Source organism: Bacillus sp. FSL W8-0183, assembly GCF_038006825.1.
In the GTDB taxonomy this organism is placed as follows: Bacteria; Bacillota; Bacilli; order Bacillales; family Bacillaceae; genus Bacillus; species Bacillus altitudinis.
In genome coordinates this window covers 1,764,151-1,788,710 of record NZ_JBBOVY010000001.1, presented here as the reverse complement: position 1 = coordinate 1,788,710, position 24,560 = coordinate 1,764,151, and the positions used below count along the sequence as shown (strand labels likewise).

At 40.6% G+C, this 24,560-nt stretch carries 19 protein-coding genes; all 19 read right to left on the bottom strand.

The features are described 5' to 3' along the window. Window positions 1-94: 94 nt before the first annotated feature. Window positions 95-889, bottom strand: a complete 795-nt coding sequence (locus NSQ64_RS09315) for a TIGR00282 family metallophosphoesterase (protein WP_019744184.1) — start codon at window positions 887-889, stop codon at window positions 95-97. An 89-nt stretch (window positions 890-978) separates the two neighbouring features. Beyond that, the gene (rny, locus tag NSQ64_RS09310; protein ID WP_003211958.1) at window positions 979-2,541 is read right to left on the bottom strand and encodes a ribonuclease Y; all 1,563 of its coding nucleotides are present in this window, start codon (window positions 2,539-2,541) and stop codon (window positions 979-981) included. A gap of 300 nt (window positions 2,542-2,841) precedes the next feature. Continuing rightward, on the bottom strand, window positions 2,842-3,885 hold the full coding sequence (gene recA, locus NSQ64_RS09305; protein ID WP_007499478.1) for a recombinase RecA: 1,044 nt from the start codon (window positions 3,883-3,885) through the stop codon (window positions 2,842-2,844). A gap of 177 nt (window positions 3,886-4,062) precedes the next feature. Beyond that, on the bottom strand, window positions 4,063-5,313 hold the full coding sequence (locus NSQ64_RS09300; RefSeq protein WP_159159630.1) for a competence/damage-inducible protein A: 1,251 nt from the start codon (window positions 5,311-5,313) through the stop codon (window positions 4,063-4,065). A 16-nt stretch (window positions 5,314-5,329) separates the two neighbouring features. Further along, window positions 5,330-5,911, bottom strand: coding sequence for a CDP-diacylglycerol--glycerol-3-phosphate 3-phosphatidyltransferase (gene pgsA, locus NSQ64_RS09295; RefSeq protein ID WP_008358030.1), 582 nt, complete (start codon window positions 5,909-5,911; stop codon window positions 5,330-5,332). A gap of 75 nt (window positions 5,912-5,986) precedes the next feature. Beyond that, the gene (locus tag NSQ64_RS09290; RefSeq protein WP_178930164.1) at window positions 5,987-6,898 is read right to left on the bottom strand and encodes a helix-turn-helix domain-containing protein; all 912 of its coding nucleotides are present in this window, start codon (window positions 6,896-6,898) and stop codon (window positions 5,987-5,989) included. Between the two features lie 23 nt (window positions 6,899-6,921). After that, window positions 6,922-7,713, bottom strand: a complete 792-nt coding sequence (locus tag NSQ64_RS09285) for a DUF3388 domain-containing protein (RefSeq protein WP_039166619.1) — start codon at window positions 7,711-7,713, stop codon at window positions 6,922-6,924. Window positions 7,714-7,844: 131 nt separating this feature from the next. Further along, window positions 7,845-8,102: a DUF3243 domain-containing protein gene (locus tag NSQ64_RS09280; protein WP_003211590.1), complete on the bottom strand. Its 258-nt coding sequence runs from the start codon at window positions 8,100-8,102 to the stop codon at window positions 7,845-7,847. A gap of 72 nt (window positions 8,103-8,174) precedes the next feature. Further along, window positions 8,175-8,903, bottom strand: a complete 729-nt coding sequence (ymfI, locus tag NSQ64_RS09275; protein ID WP_341016094.1) for an elongation factor P 5-aminopentanone reductase — start codon at window positions 8,901-8,903, stop codon at window positions 8,175-8,177. A 29-nt stretch (window positions 8,904-8,932) separates the two neighbouring features. Beyond that, window positions 8,933-12,052, bottom strand: coding sequence for an MMPL family transporter (locus tag NSQ64_RS09270; RefSeq protein WP_341016093.1), 3,120 nt, complete (start codon window positions 12,050-12,052; stop codon window positions 8,933-8,935). After that, window positions 12,030-12,506 (bottom strand): MarR family winged helix-turn-helix transcriptional regulator, encoded by a 477-nt coding sequence (locus NSQ64_RS09265; RefSeq protein ID WP_024720380.1) that lies wholly within the window; start codon window positions 12,504-12,506, stop codon window positions 12,030-12,032. The genes NSQ64_RS09270 and NSQ64_RS09265 overlap by 23 nt, the downstream gene beginning before the upstream one ends. 151 nt (window positions 12,507-12,657) lie before the next feature. Continuing rightward, a complete protein-coding gene (yfmH, locus tag NSQ64_RS09260; RefSeq protein WP_024720379.1) occupies window positions 12,658-13,950 on the bottom strand; it encodes an EF-P 5-aminopentanol modification-associated protein YfmH in 1,293 nt (430 codons plus the stop codon). Next, window positions 13,947-15,227 (bottom strand): EF-P 5-aminopentanol modification-associated protein YfmF, encoded by a 1,281-nt coding sequence (gene yfmF / locus NSQ64_RS09255; protein WP_268382645.1) that lies wholly within the window; start codon window positions 15,225-15,227, stop codon window positions 13,947-13,949. The genes yfmH and yfmF overlap by 4 nt, the downstream gene beginning before the upstream one ends. A gap of 145 nt (window positions 15,228-15,372) precedes the next feature. Continuing rightward, window positions 15,373-18,489 (bottom strand): MMPL family transporter, encoded by a 3,117-nt coding sequence (locus tag NSQ64_RS09250; RefSeq protein ID WP_100325014.1) that lies wholly within the window; start codon window positions 18,487-18,489, stop codon window positions 15,373-15,375. A 319-nt stretch (window positions 18,490-18,808) separates the two neighbouring features. Then, window positions 18,809-20,038, bottom strand: coding sequence for an MFS transporter (locus tag NSQ64_RS09245; protein WP_227820623.1), 1,230 nt, complete (start codon window positions 20,036-20,038; stop codon window positions 18,809-18,811). 102 nt (window positions 20,039-20,140) lie between these two features. Beyond that, complete coding sequence (locus NSQ64_RS09240) at window positions 20,141-20,866, bottom strand: GntR family transcriptional regulator (RefSeq protein WP_008344706.1); 726 nt, start codon at window positions 20,864-20,866, stop codon at window positions 20,141-20,143. Between the two features lie 164 nt (window positions 20,867-21,030). Continuing rightward, window positions 21,031-23,406 carry an FtsK/SpoIIIE family DNA translocase gene (locus NSQ64_RS09235; RefSeq protein WP_341016087.1) on the bottom strand — a complete coding sequence of 792 codons (2,376 nt, stop codon included), beginning with the start codon at window positions 23,404-23,406 and terminating at the stop codon, window positions 21,031-21,033. A 110-nt stretch (window positions 23,407-23,516) separates the two neighbouring features. Beyond that, window positions 23,517-23,753, bottom strand: coding sequence for a YlzJ-like family protein (locus NSQ64_RS09230; protein WP_008344712.1), 237 nt, complete (start codon window positions 23,751-23,753; stop codon window positions 23,517-23,519). Further along, complete coding sequence (locus tag NSQ64_RS09225) at window positions 23,750-24,478, bottom strand: ClpP family protease (RefSeq protein ID WP_341016085.1); 729 nt, start codon at window positions 24,476-24,478, stop codon at window positions 23,750-23,752. The genes NSQ64_RS09230 and NSQ64_RS09225 overlap by 4 nt, the downstream gene beginning before the upstream one ends. Between the last annotated feature and the right edge of the window lie 82 nt (window positions 24,479-24,560).

Sequence of the window (24,560 nt, the reverse complement as noted above, 5' to 3'; positions counted from 1 at the left end):
TAGCAGGCTACCTACCATTTTTACTATATTCACGATAGAGGGCGCATATTCCTTCTTTCTGATTAATATTTTTCTGAAATAAATATGTGAATATTTATTCAAAGAAAATATGGTCATCATTTATCAAAATTCGATCAATTTTGACAGCTTTTTTCGACGGTTCGTCAATTTCTACGATCACTGCACTTAATGTCGTGCGGCCTTCTGCAATTTCAAAACGGACAGGGAGGCTCGTTTTAAATCGTTTAATAATCGTTTCCCGATCAACACCTAAAATACCGTCATAAGGACCAGTCATGCCAACATCCGAAATATAAGCAGTTCCTTTTGGCAAGACGCGGTTATCTGCTGTTTGAACATGTGTATGTGTTCCAACGACACATGATGCACGGCCGTCTGTATACCAGCCCATTGCTTGCTTTTCACTTGTGGCTTCACCATGAAAATCAATAAAAATAAACGGTGTACGTTTTGAAGCTTCTGCTATGAGCTCATCTACTTTTTGAAATGGGCAGTCAATCGGAGGTAAAAATGTGCGGCCTTGCAAGTTGATGACAGCTAGTTCTTTACCTTGTTTTTTAATAAAAGTGAGCCCTTTCCCTGGTGTACCTTGCGGGAAATTTGCCGGACGAACAATATGGGGTGCATCATCGATGAAATCGAAAATGTCTCTTTTATCCCATGTATGGTTCCCCATCGTGAGCACATCAGCCCCAGCTTGAAGCAGCTCGTGATAGATTTTCTCTGTGAGTCCTTTCCCATGAGCCGCATTTTCTCCATTGACAATCGTAAAGTGTGGCTGGTATTTTTTCTTTAGCTTTGGCAAATATTCTTTCAGTGTATCTCTGCCAGGTGAACCAACGATATCTCCAACAAATAATATTTTCATACGTTTTGAACCCTTTCTCTTATAAAATGATCTTCTTATCAGTGTTGCATATTTACACAAAAAAATAAAGCGGCGCTAAGCGCACCGCTCTATTTTGCATACTCTACTGCGCGAGTTTCTCGAATAACTGTCACTTTAATGTGACCAGGGTAATCGAGCTCGTCCTCAATCCGCTTACGAATATCCCTTGCTAGACGGTGAGCTTCAAGATCATTAATTGAATCTGGCTTCACCATAATACGCACTTCACGTCCAGCTTGTATCGCAAACGATTTTTCAACACCTTCATAAGATTCAGAGATGTCTTCTAATTTCTCAAGTCTCCGAATGTAATTTTCAAGCGTCTCACTTCTTGCACCAGGGCGTGCTGCAGATAATGCATCGGCTGCCGCAACAAGAACAGCGATAATAGATGTCGGTTCTTGATCACCATGGTGAGATGCAATACTGTTGATGACAACAGGATGCTCTTTATATTTCGTCGCAAGCTCAACGCCAATTTCCACGTGGCTTCCTTCTACTTCATGATCAATGGCTTTTCCAATGTCATGCAGAAGACCTGCTCGTTTTGCAAGCTTTGCATCTTCTCCAAGCTCTGAAGCCATGAGACCTGCAAGATGTGCAACCTCAATTGAATGCTTCAGGACATTTTGTCCATAACTTGTACGGAATTTTAAGCGACCGAGAATTTTGATGAGATCCGGATGCAAACCGTGAACTCCGACTTCAAATGTCGTTTGCTCACCCATCTCGCGGATATAATCATCGACTTCACGGCGTGATTTTTCCACCATTTCTTCAATTCGTGCAGGATGAATACGTCCATCCTGGACTAGCTTGTCTAGAGCTATCCTCGCTGTTTCACGTCTTATCGGATCAAAACCCGATAAGATGACAGCTTCAGGTGTATCATCAATGATCAGGTCAATACCTGTTAACGTTTCTAACGTACGGATATTTCGTCCCTCACGTCCGATAATACGACCTTTCATCTCATCATTTGGAAGATTGACTACAGATACTGTTGTTTCAGCTACATGATCAGCTGCACAACGCTGTAACGCAAGTGAAAGAATGTTTTTCGCTTTTTTATCAGCCTCTTCTTTCGCCCGGTTTTCAGATTCTTTCGTCATGACTGCAATGTCGTGGGAAAGCTCATTTTCAACTTGATCCAGAATGATTTGTTTCGCTTCATCTCGAGTTAGACTAGAAATACGCTCCAACTCAGCTTTCTGCAAACGAATCATATCATCCACTTTGCTTTCCATCTCTTCAATATGTTGTTGTCGTTCATTCAGAGAATGATCTCTCTTCTCCAACAGGGACTCCCGTTTATCTAAAGATTCGTCCTTGCGATCAAGGTTTTCCTCTTTTTGAAGTAAACGGTTTTCTTGTCTTTGAAGCTCATTACGTCTTTCACGAACTTCTTGCTCCGCCTCTACACGAAACGAATGAATTTCATCTTTCGCTTCTAAGAGCGCTTCTTTCTTCAATGCTTCCGCATCACGCTTTGCATCCTCAACAATTTGTTCGGCCATGTTTCTTGCGCCGGATATTTTTGCTTCTGCAATGGTTTTACGAACAAAGTAGCCAACAACTAAACAGATTAGGCTCAGCAAAATGGAGATGATCGTAAACATCGTAGGCGACATATTTTCACCTCCTCTTGCTATGAACTTGGTTTTACAAATAAAGTGTCGGCATGTACATTGTTTTGTGTCTCAACATACAGGGCCTTCACAGGGAATGAGATCCTCACTGCCCTTGTCAAGTTTAAATTAGTTATCAATCATGTTAAGAAAAACAAGTGATACATTCCCATTGTAATTGTGTCGGAAATACTTGTCAAGCTAGTCAGACTAAGGCGTAAGTCGTTATTTCAAGCAAAGACAGAACTTTTGACCCGCTAGCTGTTATGTAATTGTAAAAAAAAGACGCTTTTCAGCGTCTTTTTAGTCATTCAATTCCAATTCTTCTTGTCCTTCTTCGTCAGTTGATTTCACTCCGTTTGTATCCAAACCATAGTGCTCCCTGATCTGCTCCTGAATCATAAGAAGAATGTCTTTATTCTCTTTTAGGAATTGCTTCGCATTTTCACGTCCTTGTCCAAGACGTTCCTCTTGATAAGAATACCAAGCCCCGCTCTTTTGTACGATATCTAGTTCGCTTCCAAGGTCGATGATTTCTCCCTCTTTCGAGATACCTTCACCGTACATAATGTCTACTTCGGCAATACGGAATGGTGGTGCCACTTTGTTTTTCACAACTTTAATTCTCGTTTTGTTCCCCATGATGTCGTTCCCTTGTTTCAACTGTTCAGCACGGCGTACTTCTAAACGAACAGATGAATAGAACTTAAGTGCACGTCCACCAGGCGTTGTTTCAGGATTACCAAACATAACCCCTACTTTTTCACGAATTTGGTTAATAAAGATCGCAATTGTTTTTGATTTGTTGATAGCACCAGATAGTTTACGAAGTGCTTGAGACATCAAACGTGCTTGAAGACCAACGTGTGAATCTCCCATGTCTCCTTCGATCTCTGCTTTTGGTACAAGAGCAGCTACTGAGTCAATGACAACAATATCAACTGCACCACTACGAACAAGTGCTTCTGCAATTTCAAGTGCTTGTTCTCCTGTATCCGGCTGAGAAAGTAACAACTCATCAATGTTGACACCTAATTTTTGAGCGTAAACTGGATCTAGCGCATGCTCCGCATCGATAAATGCAGCTTGTCCTCCCTGCTGCTGAACCTCAGCAATCGCATGAAGTGCTACTGTCGTTTTACCAGAACTCTCTGGACCATATACTTCAATAATACGGCCGCGAGGGTATCCACCTATTCCAAGCGCAGTATCAAGTGCTAACGAACCACTAGGTACTGTTGAAATACGTGTATCTGTTTGCTCTCCTAGTTTCATAATAGAGCCTTTACCAAACTGTTTTTCTATTTGTTTAAGAGCCATATCTAAGGCTGCTTGACGATCACTCATTCTATTGTTTCCTCCTTTATCAATTCCACTATCTATACTATACCTTGTTTCACGTCATTTGCCAAGAAAAAAACGAACACATATTCGATTTTTTCTTGGCAGATTATTTAAGAAAAGAGCTGTTTCTATTAGAAAAAACGCTCTTTTATAAAGGAGTAAACCTCATAAAAAACAAAATTAACTATCTTTTAATAATTTGATAAGGTGGTGCAAACCATATTTCACAGCACGCTTGCGAATGCCTGATCGACTGCCAGTAAACATCCATTCAAACACGTCTGTCTGGTCTTTTGTCGATAGCCCGATAAATACTTTTCCAACCGGCTGTCCTTCGTGTGGTTCAGGACCTGCCACACCTGTAAAGCTAATACCGATATCGCTTCCCGTCAGTTTTCTAACGCCTTCTGCGAGCTCTAACGCACACTCTTTGCTGACAGCACCATGAGAAGACAATGTTTCTTCACGGCAGCCCAGCACTTGCTGCTTGACTTGATTTGTGTAACAAACCACACTGCCGTTTAAAATGGATGATGCCCCTTCGAGATCTGTCAGCCACTCTGAAAACATACCACCAGTCAGGCTTTCAGCCGCTGCTACTGTTTTCCCGTGTTCATGCAAGGCCTTTGAAGCTTCAAAGGCAAGAGATGTATTACCATATCCGTAGAAGTACTCGCCGACCCGTTCTAAAATTTGTGCTTCTGTTTCTTTTAACAGACGCTCTGTTTCTTTTTCATCCTCATGCTTGGCTGTCAGCCTTAGCGTCACTTCCCCGTCAGCTGCAAGCGGTGCAATCGTTGGATTGGTCTGTGCATCAATTAAATCTTCAAGATCTGTTTCCAGCTGAGATTCACCGATGCCAAAGAAACGCAAGACAACAGACACGATTTTTTCCTTTAGGCCGAGTTTTTCAGAAATAAGCGGCTTCGCTTCGTTTTCAAACATCGGGTGCAATTCACTTGGCGGTCCAGGGAGCAGAATGTAAAACGTATCTCCCTCTTGTATAAACATACCAGGTGCCATTCCGAAACGGTTTACGAGCACATCAGATCCCTCTAGAACGAGCGCCTGTTTACGGTTGTTCGGCGACATATCACGTCCGGTTTTACGGAAGTATTCTTGAATAGACTCAAATGCTTCTTCATTTAGCACAAGCTCTTTACCGAGCGTACTCGCAATGGTTTCTTTTGTTAAATCGTCTTTCGTTGGTCCAAGACCACCTGAGAAGATAATAAAATTCGATCTTTCCTGTGCCACTTGAATGGCCCTTTTTAAACGCTCTGGATTGTCACCAACTGCTGTGTGGTAATAAACATTCACACCAATTTCAGCTAGTTGTTTGCTGATGAATTGTGCATTCGTATTCGTAATTTGCCCTAGCAAAAGTTCGGAACCGACTGCAATAATTTCTGCTTTTCTCTCTGACTTCAAAGCGTACACGTCCTTTTTAGTTAGAATTCTTTAAGGCTTCCCAGTTTTTCGCAAAGTAATCCCATCCTGAGACAACAGTGAAGAACACCGCTACCCACATGGCAAGATCACCAAATGGGAATGATACAAGTTCAAACGGCAGGTTATGCAAAAGAAGTGCCGAAATCGCAATGATTTGCGCCCACGTCTTCACTTTTCCAAGCATATTGGCTGCGACCACTTCACCGCCTCCAGCTAAGACAAGCCTTAGGCCCGTTACAGCAAATTCACGGCTAATGATCACAATTGCCATCCATGCCGGTGTGAGATTGTATTGAACAAGTATAATTAAAGCCGCTGAAACAAGCAATTTATCTGCAAGCGGATCTAAAAATTTACCAAAGTTTGTGACTAAATTGAGCTTACGTGCATAGTAACCATCAATCCAGTCGGTTGTCGAAGCGACAATAAACAAGATCGCTCCAACAAGGTGAGTGACTTCGATGCTGACGTCACCAAAGCGCGCAACACCCCAATCTAATGGAGCAAGCATAATGATCATAAAAACAGGGATCAAGGCGATCCTAGAAAGAGTTATTTTATTCGGTAAGTTAAACATGAATTTCAATCCTCCAATAAGCCATTTTTTTATGTATATATAATAGTAGGAACAAAAGAAAAGTCATCTACTTGCTTAAGATGACTTTTCCTTTCCTTTATTCACAATCACAATGTTTTGTGTCATGGTGTTTTTAGGGTCTAATTCGTACTTCAGCGTTTCGTCATTGACTTTGATATCGATTCCTGTTGCATTTCCTAAGCGGATATCGACTTGGGAAAGATCAGTTAAGTCTGTTTTAAACGATTCGCCATCTTTCAATTCACCCATCTTCAGCACTTTTCCAGATTCGTCTCTCACACGAAGCCATGAAGCTTGTGAGGCAGAAATGGTTAGCTCCATCTCTTCTGCACCTGATACTTCATACGTTGTCGTAGAACCCTCTGTATTCGTCGCCTTCAAAGAAACATCTTCATCGTCTTTAGATGAATCCTTTGAGGAATCGTCTTTTTCAGATGATTTTTCTTGATCATCTGACGAAGCTTTTTCCTTTTTCTTTTGATCCTTTGCAAGCGATGAATCCTCAGACACTTCGTATTTTGATTCTGATTGCTGAGGAGCCGCCTGATTATTTTTCTGTCCGCTATCATGATTAACCGCTTGAACGATCACATAAATGATAGCGATCACCACAAGGATCCCTCCAATGATTAAAATCGTCGGAAGCAGCTCCAGTACCTTTGAGGCAGGCTTTGGCAGCTCTCTTTGCGGTTTAATATTTGATAATTTATCAGACACTTCATCGTTATACGTACTTGGTACATCTTTACGAAACTCTTCGAACAATTGTTCAGGATTCAGTCCAACGGCTTCGGCATATTGTTTAATAAACGCTCTGACGTAAAATTTACCTGGAATGATATCATAATTTCCTTGTTCTATTGCTAGCAAATAGCGCTTTTGGATTTTGGTTGCCGCCATCAGATCCTCCAGCGACATCCCTTTTTCCTCTCTGGCCTCAACGAGCCGTTTTCCCAATTCAGTCAAAACAAACACCTACCATTACCATATTAAAAATCGAAGCCAGAAAAACCAGAATGATCAAACACTTGTGGTTCTTCAGCGTGCTCGTATGTAATTTCTTCGTCTGCACTATTACGCAATTCAATGATGTAGTCGAAATCATCCATTGTATATTCTGAATTTTGAATAAAGATATCTGGATGCTCTACAACCTTTGTAGCAGGCAGTCTCATAATTTCTCTTAAAAGCTGCAAGTGCTTTTCAGAACCTCTTCTTGTCGACACAATCCCATCAATAATAAAGACGTTATCTGGGCTGTATTCATCTGCAATCAGCTGACTGCGAATGGTCTGTTTCAAAAGAGTAGACGATACAAACAGCCATCTCTTACTTGCACATACACTTGAAGCAACAATTGATTCTGTTTTTCCAACCCGCGGCATTCCGCGAATTCCAATCAATTTATGTCCTTCTTTTTTAAATAATTCAGCCATAAAATCAACAAGTAGACCCAGCTCGTCCCTTTCAAAACGGAACGTCTTTTTGTCATCCGCATCACGCTGAATGTATCTTCCATGACGAACAGCTAAACGGTCACGAAGTTTTGGCTGTCTTAGTTTCGTTACTTTTATCGTTTCCATTGTATTTAAAATTGATTCAAGCCGCTTAATTTGTTCTGTGTGGTCACATCGAAGAAGCATGCCGCGTCTTGATACATCAACACCATTAATTGTCACAATATTAATTGAAAGCATCCCCATTAAAGAAGAAATGTCTCCTAAAAGTCCGGGACGGTTCACCTGTATCTCATATTCAAAATACCATTCGAGCTTTGCCAAATGATATTACCCCCTTCATTGTGGCAAATTTTTACCTTCCTTTATCATAAAGCATTTTCACATTTTTAGAAAGCACAATGTTGTGAAACAGTTAAAATAAAAAGAGAGGCACAAACGACCCCTCTTTTTGTTTAGTGCGAGCTATTATTTTCAACCAGTTTGACCATCATATTGGCAATTGCGCGCTGCTCATCTTCTGATGCGACGCTCCAAAGGTCAGCAAGTACTCTTTCTTGCTCATTCTTTGCTTCAACTTCATTAGCCAGGTATCCGCCAATTTCATACGCAAGGTTATTGATAGTATCATCTTTTAAGCCTTTATCCTGCGCATGATTTAAACGGTCTCCTAAAAAGTTTTTCCAATGGTCCCAGTTCTCAAGTACTGACATGTCGATTCCTCCATTCGAAAAGATGAATTACAGCCATAGCTTTTGTCATGGAGTGACGAATTATACACGTTTTTAACAGTACCAGCCGCCATTAACGGATAAAATTTGACCTGTCATATAACTTGACTGCTTTGAGGCGAGAAACCAAATGACATCGGCTATCTCTTCAGGTGCGGCAAGACGGCCGAGCGGAATCTCCTCTTCCATCATCGCAAGGTCTTCTTGTGTGAAGCTTTTCATCATATCAGTTTGAACAGCACCTGGTGAGACTGCATTTGCTCTAATTCCACTTGGGGCAAGCTCTTTGGCAAGCCCTTTAATGAAAGCATTTTGAGCACCCTTGACCATACTATACAGTACTTCACACGAGGCACCCGTTTCACCCCATATCGAGCTAACTGCAATAATACGACCTGACTTTTTTTGGATCATGGCAGGCAAAATAGATTGGGTAAGCTCATATGGACTTGTCACATGAAGCTGCACCATGCTGGCTAAAATTTCTTTTTCAGTATCTGTCACTAAACCAACATGACTCTTTCCGCTATTTAAAACAAGAATATCTGGATCAAGCGGCAGGCGGCTGACAAGCTCTGCTGCTCCGCCTGTTTTCGCTAAATCAGCTTGAACGACGTGCGTTTCTACTTGATATGTTTCTTTGAGATCAGCGGAAAGACGACTAGCCGCTTGTTCATTTTGATGATAATGGAGCATCAGATGGCAGCCTTCTTGGGCAAGCTTTTTGGCTGTCGCCTGCCCAATTCCGCCACTGGCACCAGTAATCAGTGCCCAACGACTCATACTTTGTTCCTACTTTCTTTATGGAATCCTTATTCTTTTCGTTTAAATGGGAACCAATTCGCTGATCCGAACAATTTGACCATCACAGGTACGAACAATGGTAGCACAACGAGTGCATACAATAAAAGCCCTGTGAGAACAAGTGTTGCAATCTGTAGGAGTGACAATACACCTGATGGCAGCATCGCTGCAAATGTTCCTGCCAAAATGACGGCAGCAGACATAATAACAGATCCCATATTTTTCATTGATTCAGTCATGGCAAACTGAATGTCTTTCGTTTTGTATTCATTGAACCGTTCCATTAAGAAAATCGAATAATCGACTCCTAGTGCCATTAAGATGACAAAGCCAAAGAATGGAACAGCCCAGTTGATGCCCGGATATCCGAAGAAATGGGTGAAAATAAATTCTGTTACACCAATAGCGGTAAAGTACGTTAAAATCAGCGATCCAACTAAGTAAAGCGGCATCACGAGAGAACGGAAGAGAATCACTAGTATTAAGAAAATACCGATCATCATGTAAAAAACCGTCTTATTGAAGTCTTGGTCTGACAGCTGTTTTAAATCAGCGTTCATACTTGATACACCAGATACGCCAAATGAAACATCTTTTAAGTTTGTTTCAGGAAGTGCACGTTTGACGGAAGCCTCTACTTGTTTAATCGTTTTCATGGCGTCGTTTCCATATGGATTGTCTTCTAAGATGACGTCAATCTTTGTCATCTTGCGGTCATCAGACATATAGGAATCGAACACTTGCTTGAAAGCTTTGTTTTTCAGGACATCTTTTGGAATAAACCAACCGGCCATGTCTTGATCTGGTGCGTTTTTCAGTTCATCTAAGTAGTCTCCTGCACCCATTAAGCCGTTTGAAATTTTCTCAAGTCCGTCGACACTTTTGTTTAGACCATCTGTCAGCTTGGTCAGATCGTCACCAAAGCCGCCAATTTTTTCTTTCATTTGTTTTTGACCATTAATGATGTCGCCGGCTCCATTTGCAAGTTTAGGCATACTATCAGCTAACTGCCCTTGGCCTTTAGACGTTTGATCTAGCCCGTTTTCAATGGCTTCTAAGCCAGCAATCAGCTCATCAATTTGATTTGTAAACACTTTTTGCTGCTCTGAAGCTTTTGCGATAAAAGCATCTGCTGCTTCAAGCTGTTTTTTTGCTTCTTTTGCTTGTTTTGCATAGCTGTCAGCCTGTTTGGCTCCTTCTTGCAAGGTAGTAGAAAGTTCCTTATATGAAGCTTTGATGGCTTGATATGATTGGTTTTCTTTCACTTGCGGAATTTGCTGCTCAAGTGTACTAAACTGTTTATTCGCTTGACTGATCAAAGCTTTCACATCCGCTGCGGCAGAGGATGACGTATCGACTTGTGCCAATGCTGCTTTTAATTCTTTGGAAATGCTTTTATACAGTGCCACTTGCTGATTCACTTGTGCGACTTGATCTGTTAATTCTTTTTTCGCACCCTTTATTCTTTCTTTAATTTCAGAAACACCTTTTTTGTTTTGATCGATATAGGTTTGCAGTTCTCTCATCGATTTTTCGACGTTTTGAATACCTGATTTTACGGATTCGGTTCCAGAAATCAATTTGTTAATGCCTTTTCCAGATGATTTAATTTGTGGTGTTTGATCCTCGATTGATTTACTCATGGTTGTAAGAGCATCTTGGATCTTTTTCAACCCTTCGTTACTTTTATCAAGCCCGCTATTTAGCTCTTTGGCTTGAGATTTCACGTACAGATCATTCAGTCCTTTTCCAACAGGGCGTGTCGCACTTCTTACTTTACTCACGCCATCTGTTTGTTCAATCGCACGACTGAGTTTTTCAACAGCAATCAGACCTTCGTTATTGTCTAAAAGATCGGATGATTTCACGACAACGGTTGCTGGAAGGGCTTCACCTGGTCCAAATTTGTCAGAGATCGTATTAAATGCATTGACGGATTCGTATTTATTGCCGATTTCGTCTAGGTTGTTATATGAAAGTGTTCCTTTATACATAAGAATCGCTGGAAGGGTAATAATTGCAACGATTAGCAAGCTGAGAAATGGTTTCTTAAATGAAAAACGACCGGCTGTTTCCCACATTTTCGATTGCGGGTGGGCAATATCGCCTTTGATTGGCCAAAATAACACTTTTCCTAAAACCGCCATAAAGAATGGAACGACAGTGAGCAGTGCCACAATTAACACGGCGACACCAACCGCCACGGCGACAGCTGATTTATACAGTTGGAATTGGGCTAAACCGATACACGTAAAACCAATGAGGACAGCAATTCCGCTGAATAAAACGGTTTTACCTGCCGTCTTATATGTTGTAATAATCGCCTCAATCTTATCTTTTCCGTGAGATAGTTCTTCTTTAAACCGGCTTAGCAACAGGATGCAGTAGTCGGTTCCAATCCCAAACATGATGGCGACCATAAAAATTTGGGTAAAGGTCGAGAGCGGAAAATCAACATACTTTACTAGGTAAGCCACAATGGATTGGCTGACCAAATAGGAAAGCGCCACAGCCACTAAAGGAACGAACGGTGCCACTGCGGATCTAAAGACAAGCACAAGAACAATTAAAATAAACCCTATTGTAATGAATTCTGTTTTTTTCAGACCTTCTTGTGAGCTTGTGATGACATCATCGTCGATTAGCGGCTGCCCTGTCATTTCAAATTTCAGGTTCAGGCTCTTAAGCTTTTCATTGACTCTTTCTTTAAAATCGGATGCTTTGATTTTGTTCGAGTCGTATGTAACTGGAACAAGAAGTGTTGTTTGATCTTTAGAGAGCATCTGTTTTTTGATATCTTTGTTTGCATCAAAATAAGAAGTGATGTCTTCAACATGGAGATCTTGATCCTTTTCTAAAATCTCCATCGCTTTCTTTAAAGAGGCTTCTCTTTCTTTGACGATATCCTTTCCTTGAAAGACAATGACGATCGATTTTTCCGTATCCCCATTTTCAGACATGTTCTTTAATAATTGATCGGCGTAGGAAGAGGGATAACCATCTGGAACAGAAATCTGCCCTTTTTCTTTTGTTAATTGCGCCATATTAGGAGCGGTGATTAATAATACAGCCGCTAGTACGACCCAAAGGATCGTGATCAGCCATCTACCCTTTATGATTGCTCTCATTACTATGTTGTGCCTCCTCTTCGATGATAATTTGATAAATCTTTTCATATGTTTGAATAAATGATTCTATTTCTTTTTCATCAAATTTTTCTAAATATGACCGAACAAGATCCTGAAGCTGCTTTTCCATTCGGCTGACCACTTCTTTTCCTTCGGGTGTCACATAAAGATGAACGTTTCTTCGATCAGCTTGATCATGCTCTCGATAAATATAATCTTTATTAAAAAGACGATTGGTCATGGATGTCACAGCACTTTTGTTGACATTACATTCGATGGCAAGGTCTGTTGATGTACATCCTGGGTGTAAATTGATGTATCGAAGCGAGTAATATTGATCAAGTGTCAGTTCTTTATCGAGCTTTTCCGTGATCATACTCGATACTTTTTTCTCCATCATGAGATAGACGTCCGCATATCTCTGGATGAGCTGGGCAATTTTATTTTGTACCATTTGCTGCTCCTTTAGTTTGATTGTTTAACTATTAAAGAGTTTAACTAAATCCTCAAACAATTGTCAAACAATATCTTCGCATATAAAGCGCTTTCTTTAGCTGGACACAAAAAAGACAAACTCTTATACGTTGAGTTTGTCTTTTTTTCATTTATTTTGCTTTCGGTACGACTTTAAAAACTGACATTCTTTCTTCATCAATTTCTTCGTCTAAGATTTGCTGAATATCTGTTAATTGGATTTGCTCCAGTACTGGCACGACATCAAATAAGCTCATTTCTAAGAATGCGTATCGAGTGAATTGATTGGCGATGTACTCCGGGGAGTTCATTGCTTTTAAAAAGCTGCCAATTTTTTTCTTGCGAGCAAGTTCAATCTTTTCTTCTGTGATCAGGCTTTTTGCTTGAAGAAGCGTTTCTTTTAATTCATCTGCGAGTTGATCAGGGTCATTTGTATCTCCACCAACTGAAGTGAAGCCAAAACCGCCTTCTTCCGTATAATCGTAGCTGAAGGTCTCATCAATTAAGCCTTTTTCATACATCTGTTCATATTGTAAGGAGCTTTTACCAAACAGCGTCTCTAAAATGAGATTCATTCCGAGCTCATGTTTTAACAGTTCATTGCCTTTTTTATGAGGATTCTTTGTTTTTAATCCAAACATACATTTTGAGCCTTGTACGTTCATTGGAAGTTCGTATTCTTTTCGGTACACACCTTCAGGCTCATTGATGTCTTTTCGTTTGATCTCTGGCTGGTCTGTAAATGGCTTTTTCGCCTGATTCGCTCGAACTTGATCTAATATTTGCTTCGGATCAACGGGACCGACAACAAATAGAAGCATATTGCTTGGGTGATAGAACGTTTCATAGCATTCATACAAATGATCTTTTGTAATCGGAGCGATGCTTTCTACTGTTCCAGCTATATCAATTCTCACAGGATGCTCTTGATATAGATTTTCAATCAAACCGAAGAATAAACGCCAGTCGGGATTGTCATCATACATGTTAATCTCTTGACCAATGATGCCCTTTTCTTTTTCGACTGTTTTTTCAGTAAAATAAGGTTCTTGCACAAAATCAATGAGTGTCTCAAGGTTTTGTTCGACATTTGAGGTGCTTGAGAATAAGTAAGCTGTTCTCGTAAATGTCGTAAAAGCATTTGCGGATGCTCCTTGTTTACTAAATGTATGAAACACATCTCCATCTTCTTTTTCAAACAGCTTGTGCTCTAAGAAATGGGCAATTCCATCAGGCACTCGGATCATGTCTTCTTTGCCAAGCGGCACAAATTCATTGTCGACAGAGCCGTATTTTGTTGTAAAGGTTGCATAGGTTTTGTTAAACCCTTGCTTTGGCAGTACATAGACGTCAAGTCCGCTCTCCATTTTTTCGTGATAGACCGTTTCTTGCAGCTGGTCGAATTGAATTGTTTTCACTGTCATGAAGCACCCTCCGTTCCTTTAAGAAAATAGGTCGTATCCCATTCGATTTTTTGACCCACTTTGATGATGTCCTCTTTTGTCACTCTGTCTAACGCTTCTAAAAAGGAATCGAGGCTCTCCCCTGTTGGCACGACGGCATGCTGATATAAGTATTCCGCTGTTCCATAAGACGTATCAATGGTTTCGAGTAGCTGATTTTTGACGACAGCCTTTGTCTGTTCAATTGCTTCATCAGAAAAATCGCCTTTTTGCATGGCATCAAATTGTTCTTTGATGATGTCTACTGCCTGCTGATAGTTGCCGACTTCAATTCCTGACATGACCATCATCAAACCTTTAAAGCTCTCAAGTCTAGAGACAGCATAGTACGCAAGACTTGCTTTTTCCCGCACATTGATAAATAGCTTTGAATGAGAGAAGCCGCCGAATATGCCATTAAATAAATGCAGCGCCGGATAATCTTCATCTGCTATCGTTGTATGTGTGCGAAAGCCAATGTTCAGCTTTCCTTGTTTTACGTCCTCTTCATCAATGACTTCTTTTGGCTCTATTTGTGATCTTGATGATTCGGTATTTTGTTTGACTGGCTCTCTTTCACTTGTTTTAAAGTATTGCGAGACCATTCGATTGATGTCTTGTTCATCAACGTCTCCCACAACATAGAGATCCAGCTGGTTGGACTTAAGTGCATGTTCGTATGCTTTAAAGAGCGCTTCTGCCGTAATCGCTTCGACGTCTTCCATTTCACCATTAACGTGCAGTGCATATGGCTCACCTTTACACATTTCCTGTACAAGTCTTAAGTTTGAATAGCGCATTTTGTCATCATAAACGGCTTGAATGCGCTGTTTCAATGTTCGTTTTTCTTGCTCAACGTACAATTCATGAAATAATCCGTTTTCCACGTACGGGTGGAATAATAGTTCAGAAAGTAAGGCAATCCCTTTTTCTAGTAAAGGGGTTTGATCCTTTAAATATTTTTCATTCGCCATTTCTAGACGGAAGGTAATGATGTGATTTTCACCTTTTTTCGCCATGTCTGCGGAAACGGTCGCCCCATAGAGCTCGTCGAAATAAGCACGAAGCTCTCCCGTTTTCGGCATTTTTTCTGTTCCTCTTAAAAGCACATGCGGGAAAAGGGAACGCATGGTGACGTCATCTTTGGATAAAGGCGCAAGCATTTTAAAAAGGATCGTCACGGTTTTAAATTTTTCTGTTTTGACAATATGAGTATGAAGACCAGGTGTATCAAATGTCTTCTCTTGTAAGTACGTCATGAGAAACCTCCTTTGTTCATCCTATTTATTATGTATTAGAACATAGCTGATATATACGTGAAACAGCCATTTAATAGTCATTATATCAATCAGAGGAAAGGATAGGAAATAAAAACGCCTCTGCTAAAAGCAGAGACGCAGGTTGTTATTTCATTCTAAACGGCCACCAATTCCATTTTCCAAAGATGCGAACCATGACCGGGATAAAGAGTGGTAGAACAACAAAAGCATATAATAAAAGTCCAATGAGTACGACCGTTGCAATTTCAACTAATGACAATACACCCGAGGGCAGCATCGCAGCAAAAGTACCCGCTAAAATAGCAACTGCTGAAATAATGACGGACCCCATATTTCTCATCGCTGATATCATGGATGCTTGAACATGCTCTCCCTTCCATTCATTAAAACGATCCATCAGGAAGATCGAATAATCAATGCCGAGGGTCACAAGGATCACAAAGCTGAAAAATGGAACAGCCCAGCTGACACCATCGTAGCCAAAGAATGTTTTGAAAATCCATTCTGTTAAGCCAATGGATGTAAAATACGTTAATATGAGTGAAAGTGTTAAGTATATTGGCATGACGATTGACCTTAGTAATAAAACTAAAATAATAAAGATACCAATTAACATGAAAATAACCGTTCTGATAAAGTCACCGTCTGACGTTTCTTTTAAGTCAACATTTAAACTGGAGATACCAGATACACCGTAATTGGCATTTTTCAAACCACTTACAGGTAAATATTGATCAAGGGTTTCTTCGATTTTTGCTACACCTTTCATTGCTTCATTGCTGTATGGATTTACATTTAAAATTACTTCAAAGGTTGTTAATTTGCGATCTGGGGACATATACGTATTAAATATTTTCTTAAACTCATGGCGTTTCAATACTTCTTCTGGTATAAACCAGCCCGTTACTTCTTCATCTGGTGCTTCCTGAAGCTGTTTTAAGTAGCTGTCTGCCTCGGTAAAGCCGCTTTTTACTTGCTCAAGTCCGGAAATACTTTCATCTAATCCATCTGTTAATAGTGATAGTTTAGATGATAGCTGGTTAAACCCTTTTTTCACGGCTTTTTGGCCATCTGTCAGCTGATCTGCGCCATCTTCAATTTTAGGCATTTCTTTGATGAGCTGTTTTTGGCCTTTATTCGTTTCATCAAGACCATCATAAATTTGATCTAGACCTGTCATCAGCGCCTTTACTTGTTGTTTGATTTCTTTTTGCTTGCTTGAGAACGTTTGAATGACTTGATCTGCTTTCTTGATCTTTTGTTTAAAGGCAGATGCTTCCTCTTCATAGACACTCATTTGCTCTCCAGCTTGATCGAGCATTCCTTTTGTGTCTTTGAATACTTTTTTGATTTCTTTATATTCATTCATGTCTTTGATTTCTGGAAGCCGGTTTTCAAGCCCTTCAAATGATACGTTTTCATAGGATTGTTTCACTTTTTTAATCGTTGTCATCAGCTGCTCATTTGATGTTGCGTGACCTTCCAGTGTGCTTACGACTCGTTCAAGATCTTGAATCATGGTTTCACTTCTGCGGTATTCTTGCTCTAATTCTTTTTTCGCTTGTTTGATTTCAGTGCGAATGGTTCCTACGCCCTCTTTACTGCGCCTCACACCATCCTCTAAAGAAATGAGTGATTTCCTCACTTCTCCGATACCGCCTTTGATGGCTTTTGTCCCATCAATCAATTGATCAATCCCTTTAGCGGATTCTTCAATTTTTGGTTTTTGTTTGAGAAGCGCTAAGTTTGTTTCGGTCAAGCCATCTGTAATTTTCCCGATGCCCTCGTGACCTTTCCCGAGCTCTCCTCCCAGCTCTTTCGCTTGAGAGGTAACGTAGAGCTGACTTAACCCGTCTCCGACTGGGCGAGTGACACTGCGAACCGCTTTCACTTCCTCAATGTCATTTAACTTACGGGTCAGTTTTTCAATCATGACAATCTTTTCTTGATTATCGAGCTCATTGTCACTTTCGACAAGCACATTCAGCGGCAGCGCTTCACCAAAGCCAAATTGCTCAGATATCGTATTAAATGCAGACACTGACTCATACTTTGTCCCAATCTCATTTAAACTATTATAAGAAAGAGTGCCGTCATACATCAGAATCGGAGGAACAGTGATGAGTGCAACTACACCTAAGCTGATGAGCGGTCTTTTAAATGAAAAGCGCCCAGCCCATTCCCAAATCTTACTTTGTGGATGACGAATGTTTTCTCTTTTAGACGGCCAAAAAAGGGATTTTCCGAAAACCGACATAAAAAAGGGAACGATTGTGACAAGTGCAATGAGCAGAATGCCAACGCCTACGGCAACGCTGACGGCTGATTGGTACAATTGGAATTTTGCGAAACCAATACTTGAGAAGCCGACTAACACAGCTAAGCCGCTGAAAAAGACTGTTTTCCCTGCACATTGATACGTGATGATAATCGATTCTTTGACATCACGCCCCTGACCAATCTCCTCTTTAAAACGGCTTAAAAGTAATATACAATAATCCGTTCCTATACCGAACATAATAGCTACCATAAAAATCTGAGTGAAATTAGAAATAGGAAATGGTGTATATTCTACGAGAAAAGCCACAATACACCGGCTGACAGCATAAGAAATGCCAATCGTAATAAGCGGAACAACAGGTGCCAGTATCGATCTGAATACAATTATTAAAATAAAGAAAATAAAAATCATCGTGATAAGTTCAGTTTTCTTCAGACCTTGTTGAGAGCTTTTAATGACATCTGAGTCCACAAATTTTTGACCTGTCATTTCATATGAGACGTTGTAGGGCTTTAAAACTTCCTCAATTCGTTCTTTAACCTTCACAGCTTTTGTTTCGTAGTGGTCGAATTTGAATGGAACAAGAAGTGTACTTTTATCCTTTGATAAAAGTTGTTTTTGAATGTCACGATCTACATGAAAATACGAAGTAATTCCGTCAATGTGGAGTTCTGGGGCATGTGTCATGAGTGCAGCTAAAGCCTTTTTTAATTCCTGCTCTTTGGCAGGGAACAAATGTTGTTCGGAGAATACAATCACACCAGTATCTTTTTTCCCATTATGATCTGAAAGCTTATCCAATAAGTGAAGTGCCTCAGCTGTTGGTGTCCCCTCTGGAACCTTTAACTGCCCTTTTTCTCTTGTTAATTCCTCTAAATCGGGCGCAGTAATAAACAGAATCACAGCTGTTATCATCCACACCATTAATACAATCCATCTTGCTTTAATTATTTGCAACATAGCTGCTTCAAGCTCCTTCTAGTTCATCAATCAATTTGCTGTTTTTGAGCGTGTCTGAAGTGCTGACTTCGTCTCCTTCAACGTGCTAATGGCAGGATGACCTATTCAATTGTCCTTTCGTGTTGAAGAAACGCATATCCATCATCAGCCACGAGCTCAATTTCTGCCTTAAAACAAAGACAGAAAATGAATGTTTTTGAACACCTCCTATTTGGGATAATTTAAAAGATATTACTATACATTAGTTTAACTATCAAAATTTTACATGTCAATTTATAAAAAAGAAAAAAGATGGCAAAATACCGTCTTTTTTCTATGTTTAAACCGTTTTCAATTGTTCACTTTCATCCTTTTCATCTGGCTGGATGAAAAAGAGGACCAAAAATAATGAAATGAGACTACATATGGTCGATAGAATAAAAACGATGGCGTCTCCTTTATCCATAAGAAATGCGTAAATTGGAGGTCCTAAAGCAACACCGATAAAACGCATGCTGCTATAAAATGACGTAATGGTTCCGCACTGCTCTTTTTCAATCCCTTCTGTTATCAACGCATCAAGTGCTGGAAGCACAATGCCAATCCCTACGCCGCCAATACTTAAGCAGACAAACAACACGTAAAAACTGTGATTCCACCATAAAAATATATACGAAAGTGATAAAAGAGCCATACCAACGATGAGAAATATCCTCATTTTCCCCTTTTCTTTCCCGATTGTTTTCCCCGCAATATACGAGCTGATTGATAAGAAAAGGAGCGGGATACTTAGCAGCAAGCCTTTTTTGACACCCGTTATTTGATACGCTGCCTCTAGGTTATCTGATAAATAAAAGAGCACGCCAAAAAGAAGAAACATAATAAAACCACCAATAGCAAAAATGGCATAAAGCCAGCGTCCCTCATGTTTAAAAATCGTCTTTGTTGATTTTAAAAACTCTTTAAATGTAGGCGGATCTTCCTCTTTCTTTGCGGATTCAACCATAAACAGAACCATCACAAAACTGATGATTGAAAAGAATGGAATGAACCAAAACGGCACAAACCAAAACCAAGAAGCGAGAAGTGCCCCAATAATAGGACTGAGTACCTTTCCAGCTGTATTAGAAGTTTCAATTGCTCCAAGTCCCGCACTTACCTCTTCATCATCGTGAAACAAATCGCCAATAAACGGCATAACGACAGGTGCTGCCCCGGCTGAGCCAACTCCTTGAAGGACCCTGCCAAATAGAATCCACATGTACGGTTCTTTCATGATGGTTGAGGCAACAGCTGCAACAGCTCCTCCAAGCCCTGCGATTAAAAGACAAGGCAAAAGCACCTTTTTCCGCCCAATTCGGTCAGATAAATAACCGGCAATCGGAATACACAAAATCGCCACAACGGAGTATACCGTAATAATGAGTGACACTTGAAAGGAAGTGATTGAGAGTTTCTTTTCTATCTCTGGTAATACGGGTATTAGCATCGAGTTCCCAAGCGTCATGATTAGAGGCACTGATGATAATGCAATAATATTCTTTTTACTGACTGTTTTCTCGCCCAACATCATTCACCCAATTCTATATACTGTTACGTATTAGTGTGGCACGTTTCACGGGTTTTATGTATAGACAAACAAAAAGCAACCGCCTATGGAAGCGACTGCTTTTTAAAATCGTTTACGTATGACATGAAAGCTGAATTTATCCGCTCGAAAATAATTGAGCGAGTATAAGACCGGCTGATCGTCTTGATCATAGTGCATTTGTTTCAGTAAGAGTAACGCTGTTTCTGGGTCACATTCTAATATCGGTGAAACCTGATCGTGATAACCAATCGGTTCGATGTCTGCCACTGCATATTTAATTCCGCTGTGCGGTTCTCTGCCAAACAGCTCAAAAAGCGATTCTTCCTCATGAGTAAAAGAAGCGGGAAGATGTTTAACCGGAATTTTATCTAAACAATAGACGACTGGCTGTCCATCTGCTGTTCGAACGCGTTCCATTGAAAAAACCTTCTCGGATTCATCACACTGAAAACGAATGACATCATTCTCCGTCGGCTCCCCTTCTTGTGAGGACAAAAAGATGGTACCTGGTGTCATATTGACCTGTTCAATCATTTTTGTAACACTTGTCAGCTGTTCAATGCCAGTAGAAAAAAGCGGTCTTGAGTTGACGAAAGTCCCCACACCATGCCTTCTTATTAAATATTTCTCTTCTTCTAATATACGAAGGGCTTCACGAAGGGTCGCTCTGCTCACGCCTAAAAGCTTTGAGAGCTCAAATTCAGAAGGTAGCTTTTCTTTTTCGGCATATACGCCTGTTTGAATATCTTCTTTAATACGGTCAATCACTTTCAAATATAAATGGCGATTGTCTGTTTTGGTCGACATGTTTTCCCTCCGTCTAATCAATGCAAATGATAAGATGAGAAATCTCTATTCCGAGATAAGATGAACATAACTATATCATGTTTTTGCAAATAAATAAATAGTCTGACATCCAGTTAACATAATCAATATATTGTTAACTTTATGTTAGGAAAGCTCTCTTCGAATTATGAAGAGAGCTCGTCATGTTGTTCTTTTGAGAGGAGGACTTCTCTCGGTTTACTTCCTTCATATGGTCCGACAACCCCGCGCTCTTCCATTGCGTCAATAAGACGTGCAGCACGAGTATAACCGATGCGGAACCTCCTTTGCAGCATAGAAACAGAGGCCGTCTGCATACCAATGATCAGTTCAACTGCTTCATCATATAAGTCGTCGTCCACAGCCCCAAGCTGATCTTGCGTTTCTTCACTTGGGATCATTTCATCTTGATATTGTGCTTTTTGCTGTGTGATGACATGATCAACGACATGTTCCACTTCTTCATCTGATAAAAAGGCGCCTTGTACACGAACTGGTTTGTTCGCACCGACCGGTAAGAACAACATATCCCCTCTGCCCAACAATTTTTCTGCGCCTCCCATATCAAGAATGGTCCTTGAATCGGTTTGTGACGATACGCTAAATGCAATACGGGATGGAATATTGGCTTTAATGACACCAGTAATGACATCAACCGAAGGTCTCTGTGTGGCGATAATTAAATGAATCCCTGCAGCACGTGCCATTTGAGAAAGCCTTGTAATGGAATCTTCCACATCAGAGGAAGCAACCATCATTAAATCAGCAAGCTCGTCTACAATGACGACAATATAAGGGAGTTCTGGCTGCTTCGCCTCTTCTGATTGATTCATTCGTTTAATGTAATCATTGTACCCTTCAATATTTCTTGTACCCGTATGAGAAAACAATTCATAACGGCGCTCCATTTCACTAACCACTTTTTTAAGTGCCTGTGAGGCTTTTTTAGGATCGGTTACAACTGGAGCCAACAGATGCGGGATGCCGTTATAAACATTTAATTCAACCATTTTCGGGTCAATCATCATCATCTTCACTTCATGAGGTTTTGCTCTCATGAGAATACTTGTGATAATGCCATTGATACATACGCTTTTTCCGCTTCCTGTCGAGCCAGCCACAAGTAAATGCGGCATTTTGTTCATTTCAGCCAGCACAGCTTCACCAGAAATATTTCGGCCCAGTCCGATGAGTAGCTTGGCATTTGGGCGGTCATTTTGTTTCGATTCTAAAACCTCTTTTAAAGAAACCATCGCAATTTCTGCGTTGGGAACTTCAATTCCGATGGCGGATTTACCAGGAATCGGCGCCTCAATTCGAATGTCTTTTGCTGCTAATGCAAGGGCTAAATCATCACTCAAGTTGACGATCTTACTTACCTTCACGCCGACATCAGGGTATACTTCATATTTTGTGACGGCCGGACCTAAATGAACTTGTGTCACTTTTGCTTTTACACCAAAGCTTTGGAAGGTCTTTTCAAGCTTTCTTGCATTTTCATAAATATTCTTCTTATCTGTTTGCTGACCTGAATGCTGCGGTTCAGCTAAAATATCAAGCGATGGCAGCTCATAATCCTTATTTTCAAGCTCCGTAAACGTCATAGGCGGAGCTTCTTTCGGTTCATCCCCTGTATCATGAGACGGAGTGCCTTGTACAGTTTCTTGAAGAGGATCTGGCTCTTTGACCGGCTGATCTTTTTGAACCGGCGGTGTGAGCATGTCATCTCTATCAGCAAAACTTGAGATAATCGGCTGACGATTGTCAGAAGCCTGCTCTTCTTCCTCGATCAAGATATGATCATGATCTTCTTCGGCCTCTTCTTGCAAGCGTGAACGTTTTTTCTTTTCACTTGTTCTCTGCGCAGGTGCATTCTTTTTCGCCTGCCTTATGCCTTTCATATCTTCAATAAATGCTTTCCACTGCTTCACCAAAAATTGTGATACAGGTAGCGTCACTTTTTTGACCATTTCTTGCAGTGACCGGTTTGTGATCAGAACAATGCCGATCAGCATTAGCACAATGGCCATGATTTGAGATCCTGCTTGTGCAAACAAGAAATAGGAGGCCGCAAATAATACAGCACCGATCATACCGCCTCCTAAATCGGGCGAGCCTGTCTCACCTTTCATATCCATTAAGAATAACTCAAACGTATTTCTGATTACACTTTGAGAGCCTATCACGCCTGCAGCTGAAAGATGCTGAAAAAGCTTCACATGGGACAAAAGCAAGATACTCGCAATGATGCAGTATAAACCTGCTTTTCTTCTTGTCAGTAAATCAGGAATTTGTTTTTTCCAAAAAATCGTTACACCAAAAAGAAATAATCCGATAAGGCAGAGAATAAACCATTCACCTGCAAAGAATCGGAATAGATGTACAAAGGTTTGTCCAACTACACCTAGCTGTAAAATGGCAATGATCGCTATGGCAATACAGACTAACCCATTTAGTTCATATTTCAGTTTTAGCTGTTTATTTTGTTTTTTTCTTGTTTTACGTTTTCTCTTTTTCGCCATACTCATCACCTTACTACAAAAGAAAATATAACCTACGAAAAGATCAGAAAGAAAGCAGCCTGGTTTTGGCTGCATCTTGTTGTAAGTTTTCCCTTTATTATAGCATAGAATCATTCATATGAGTCGGTTTGATTGGTGCCTAAATGTAACTTCAATCGCTTACCTGGTGCAAGCTCCTGATTCAAAAAATCCATTGGATTCGTACTCATTACTTGAACGATTTCCGCTTCATCTTCTTTCATTTCAACCATCACTGGCACGCCCTGAATGTTTACCTGCTGGAGTTTGCGTTCTCCTTGTTCCTCAGCGTAAATGGCTTCATAAGGCATAGGTGTATATAAAATCATTGGATCAGCCCCTCGTTTTGTGCTGTCCGTTCTCCAATGAGCTCGTTCAGCTTTTTAATCGCTTGTCCAACGCCGCCTACTTCATGCATCAACCCGTATTCCGCCGCCTCATGGCCAACGACATTTGTCCCGATGTCTCTTGTTAGATTGCCTTTAGAGAACATAAGCTCTTTAAATTTCTCTTCTGTAATGTTTGAGTGACTCGTGACAAAATTTATGACTCTTTCCTGCATTTTATCTAAGTATTCAAAGGTTTGCGGAACACCGATGACTAGACCGGTTAAGCGTACAGGGTGAATGGTCATCGTTGCTGTTTCGGCAATGTATGAATAATCACACGATACGGCGATTGGGACCCCAATAGAGTGGCCGCCGCCAAGCACAATGGATACAGTCGGTTTGGATAAAGAAGCGAGCATTTCTGCAATAGCTAGTCCTGCTTCTACATCGCCGCCCACTGTATTTAAAATGATTAGAAGCCCTTCAATTTTTGGGTTTTGTTCAACTGCTACGATTTGTGGAATGACATGTTCGTATTTGGTTGTTTTATTTTGTGGCGGCAGCTGCATGTGCCCTTCAATTTGTCCAATAATAGTCAGGCAATGTATGTTTGTATCTTGTGACAACTGCGGGACGGCTGTTTCACCAAGCTGTTGTATTTTGCTCATAATGCTATCTTTTTCTTCTGGTTTTCGCTCAGGCTGCTGTTCATTCTGTTCGTCCATTTGTCTCCATCCTTTCCTAAAAACTCTCCTCCTATTATGAACAAGATCGTCACATTCCATCCGCATTCATCATGTCACATCA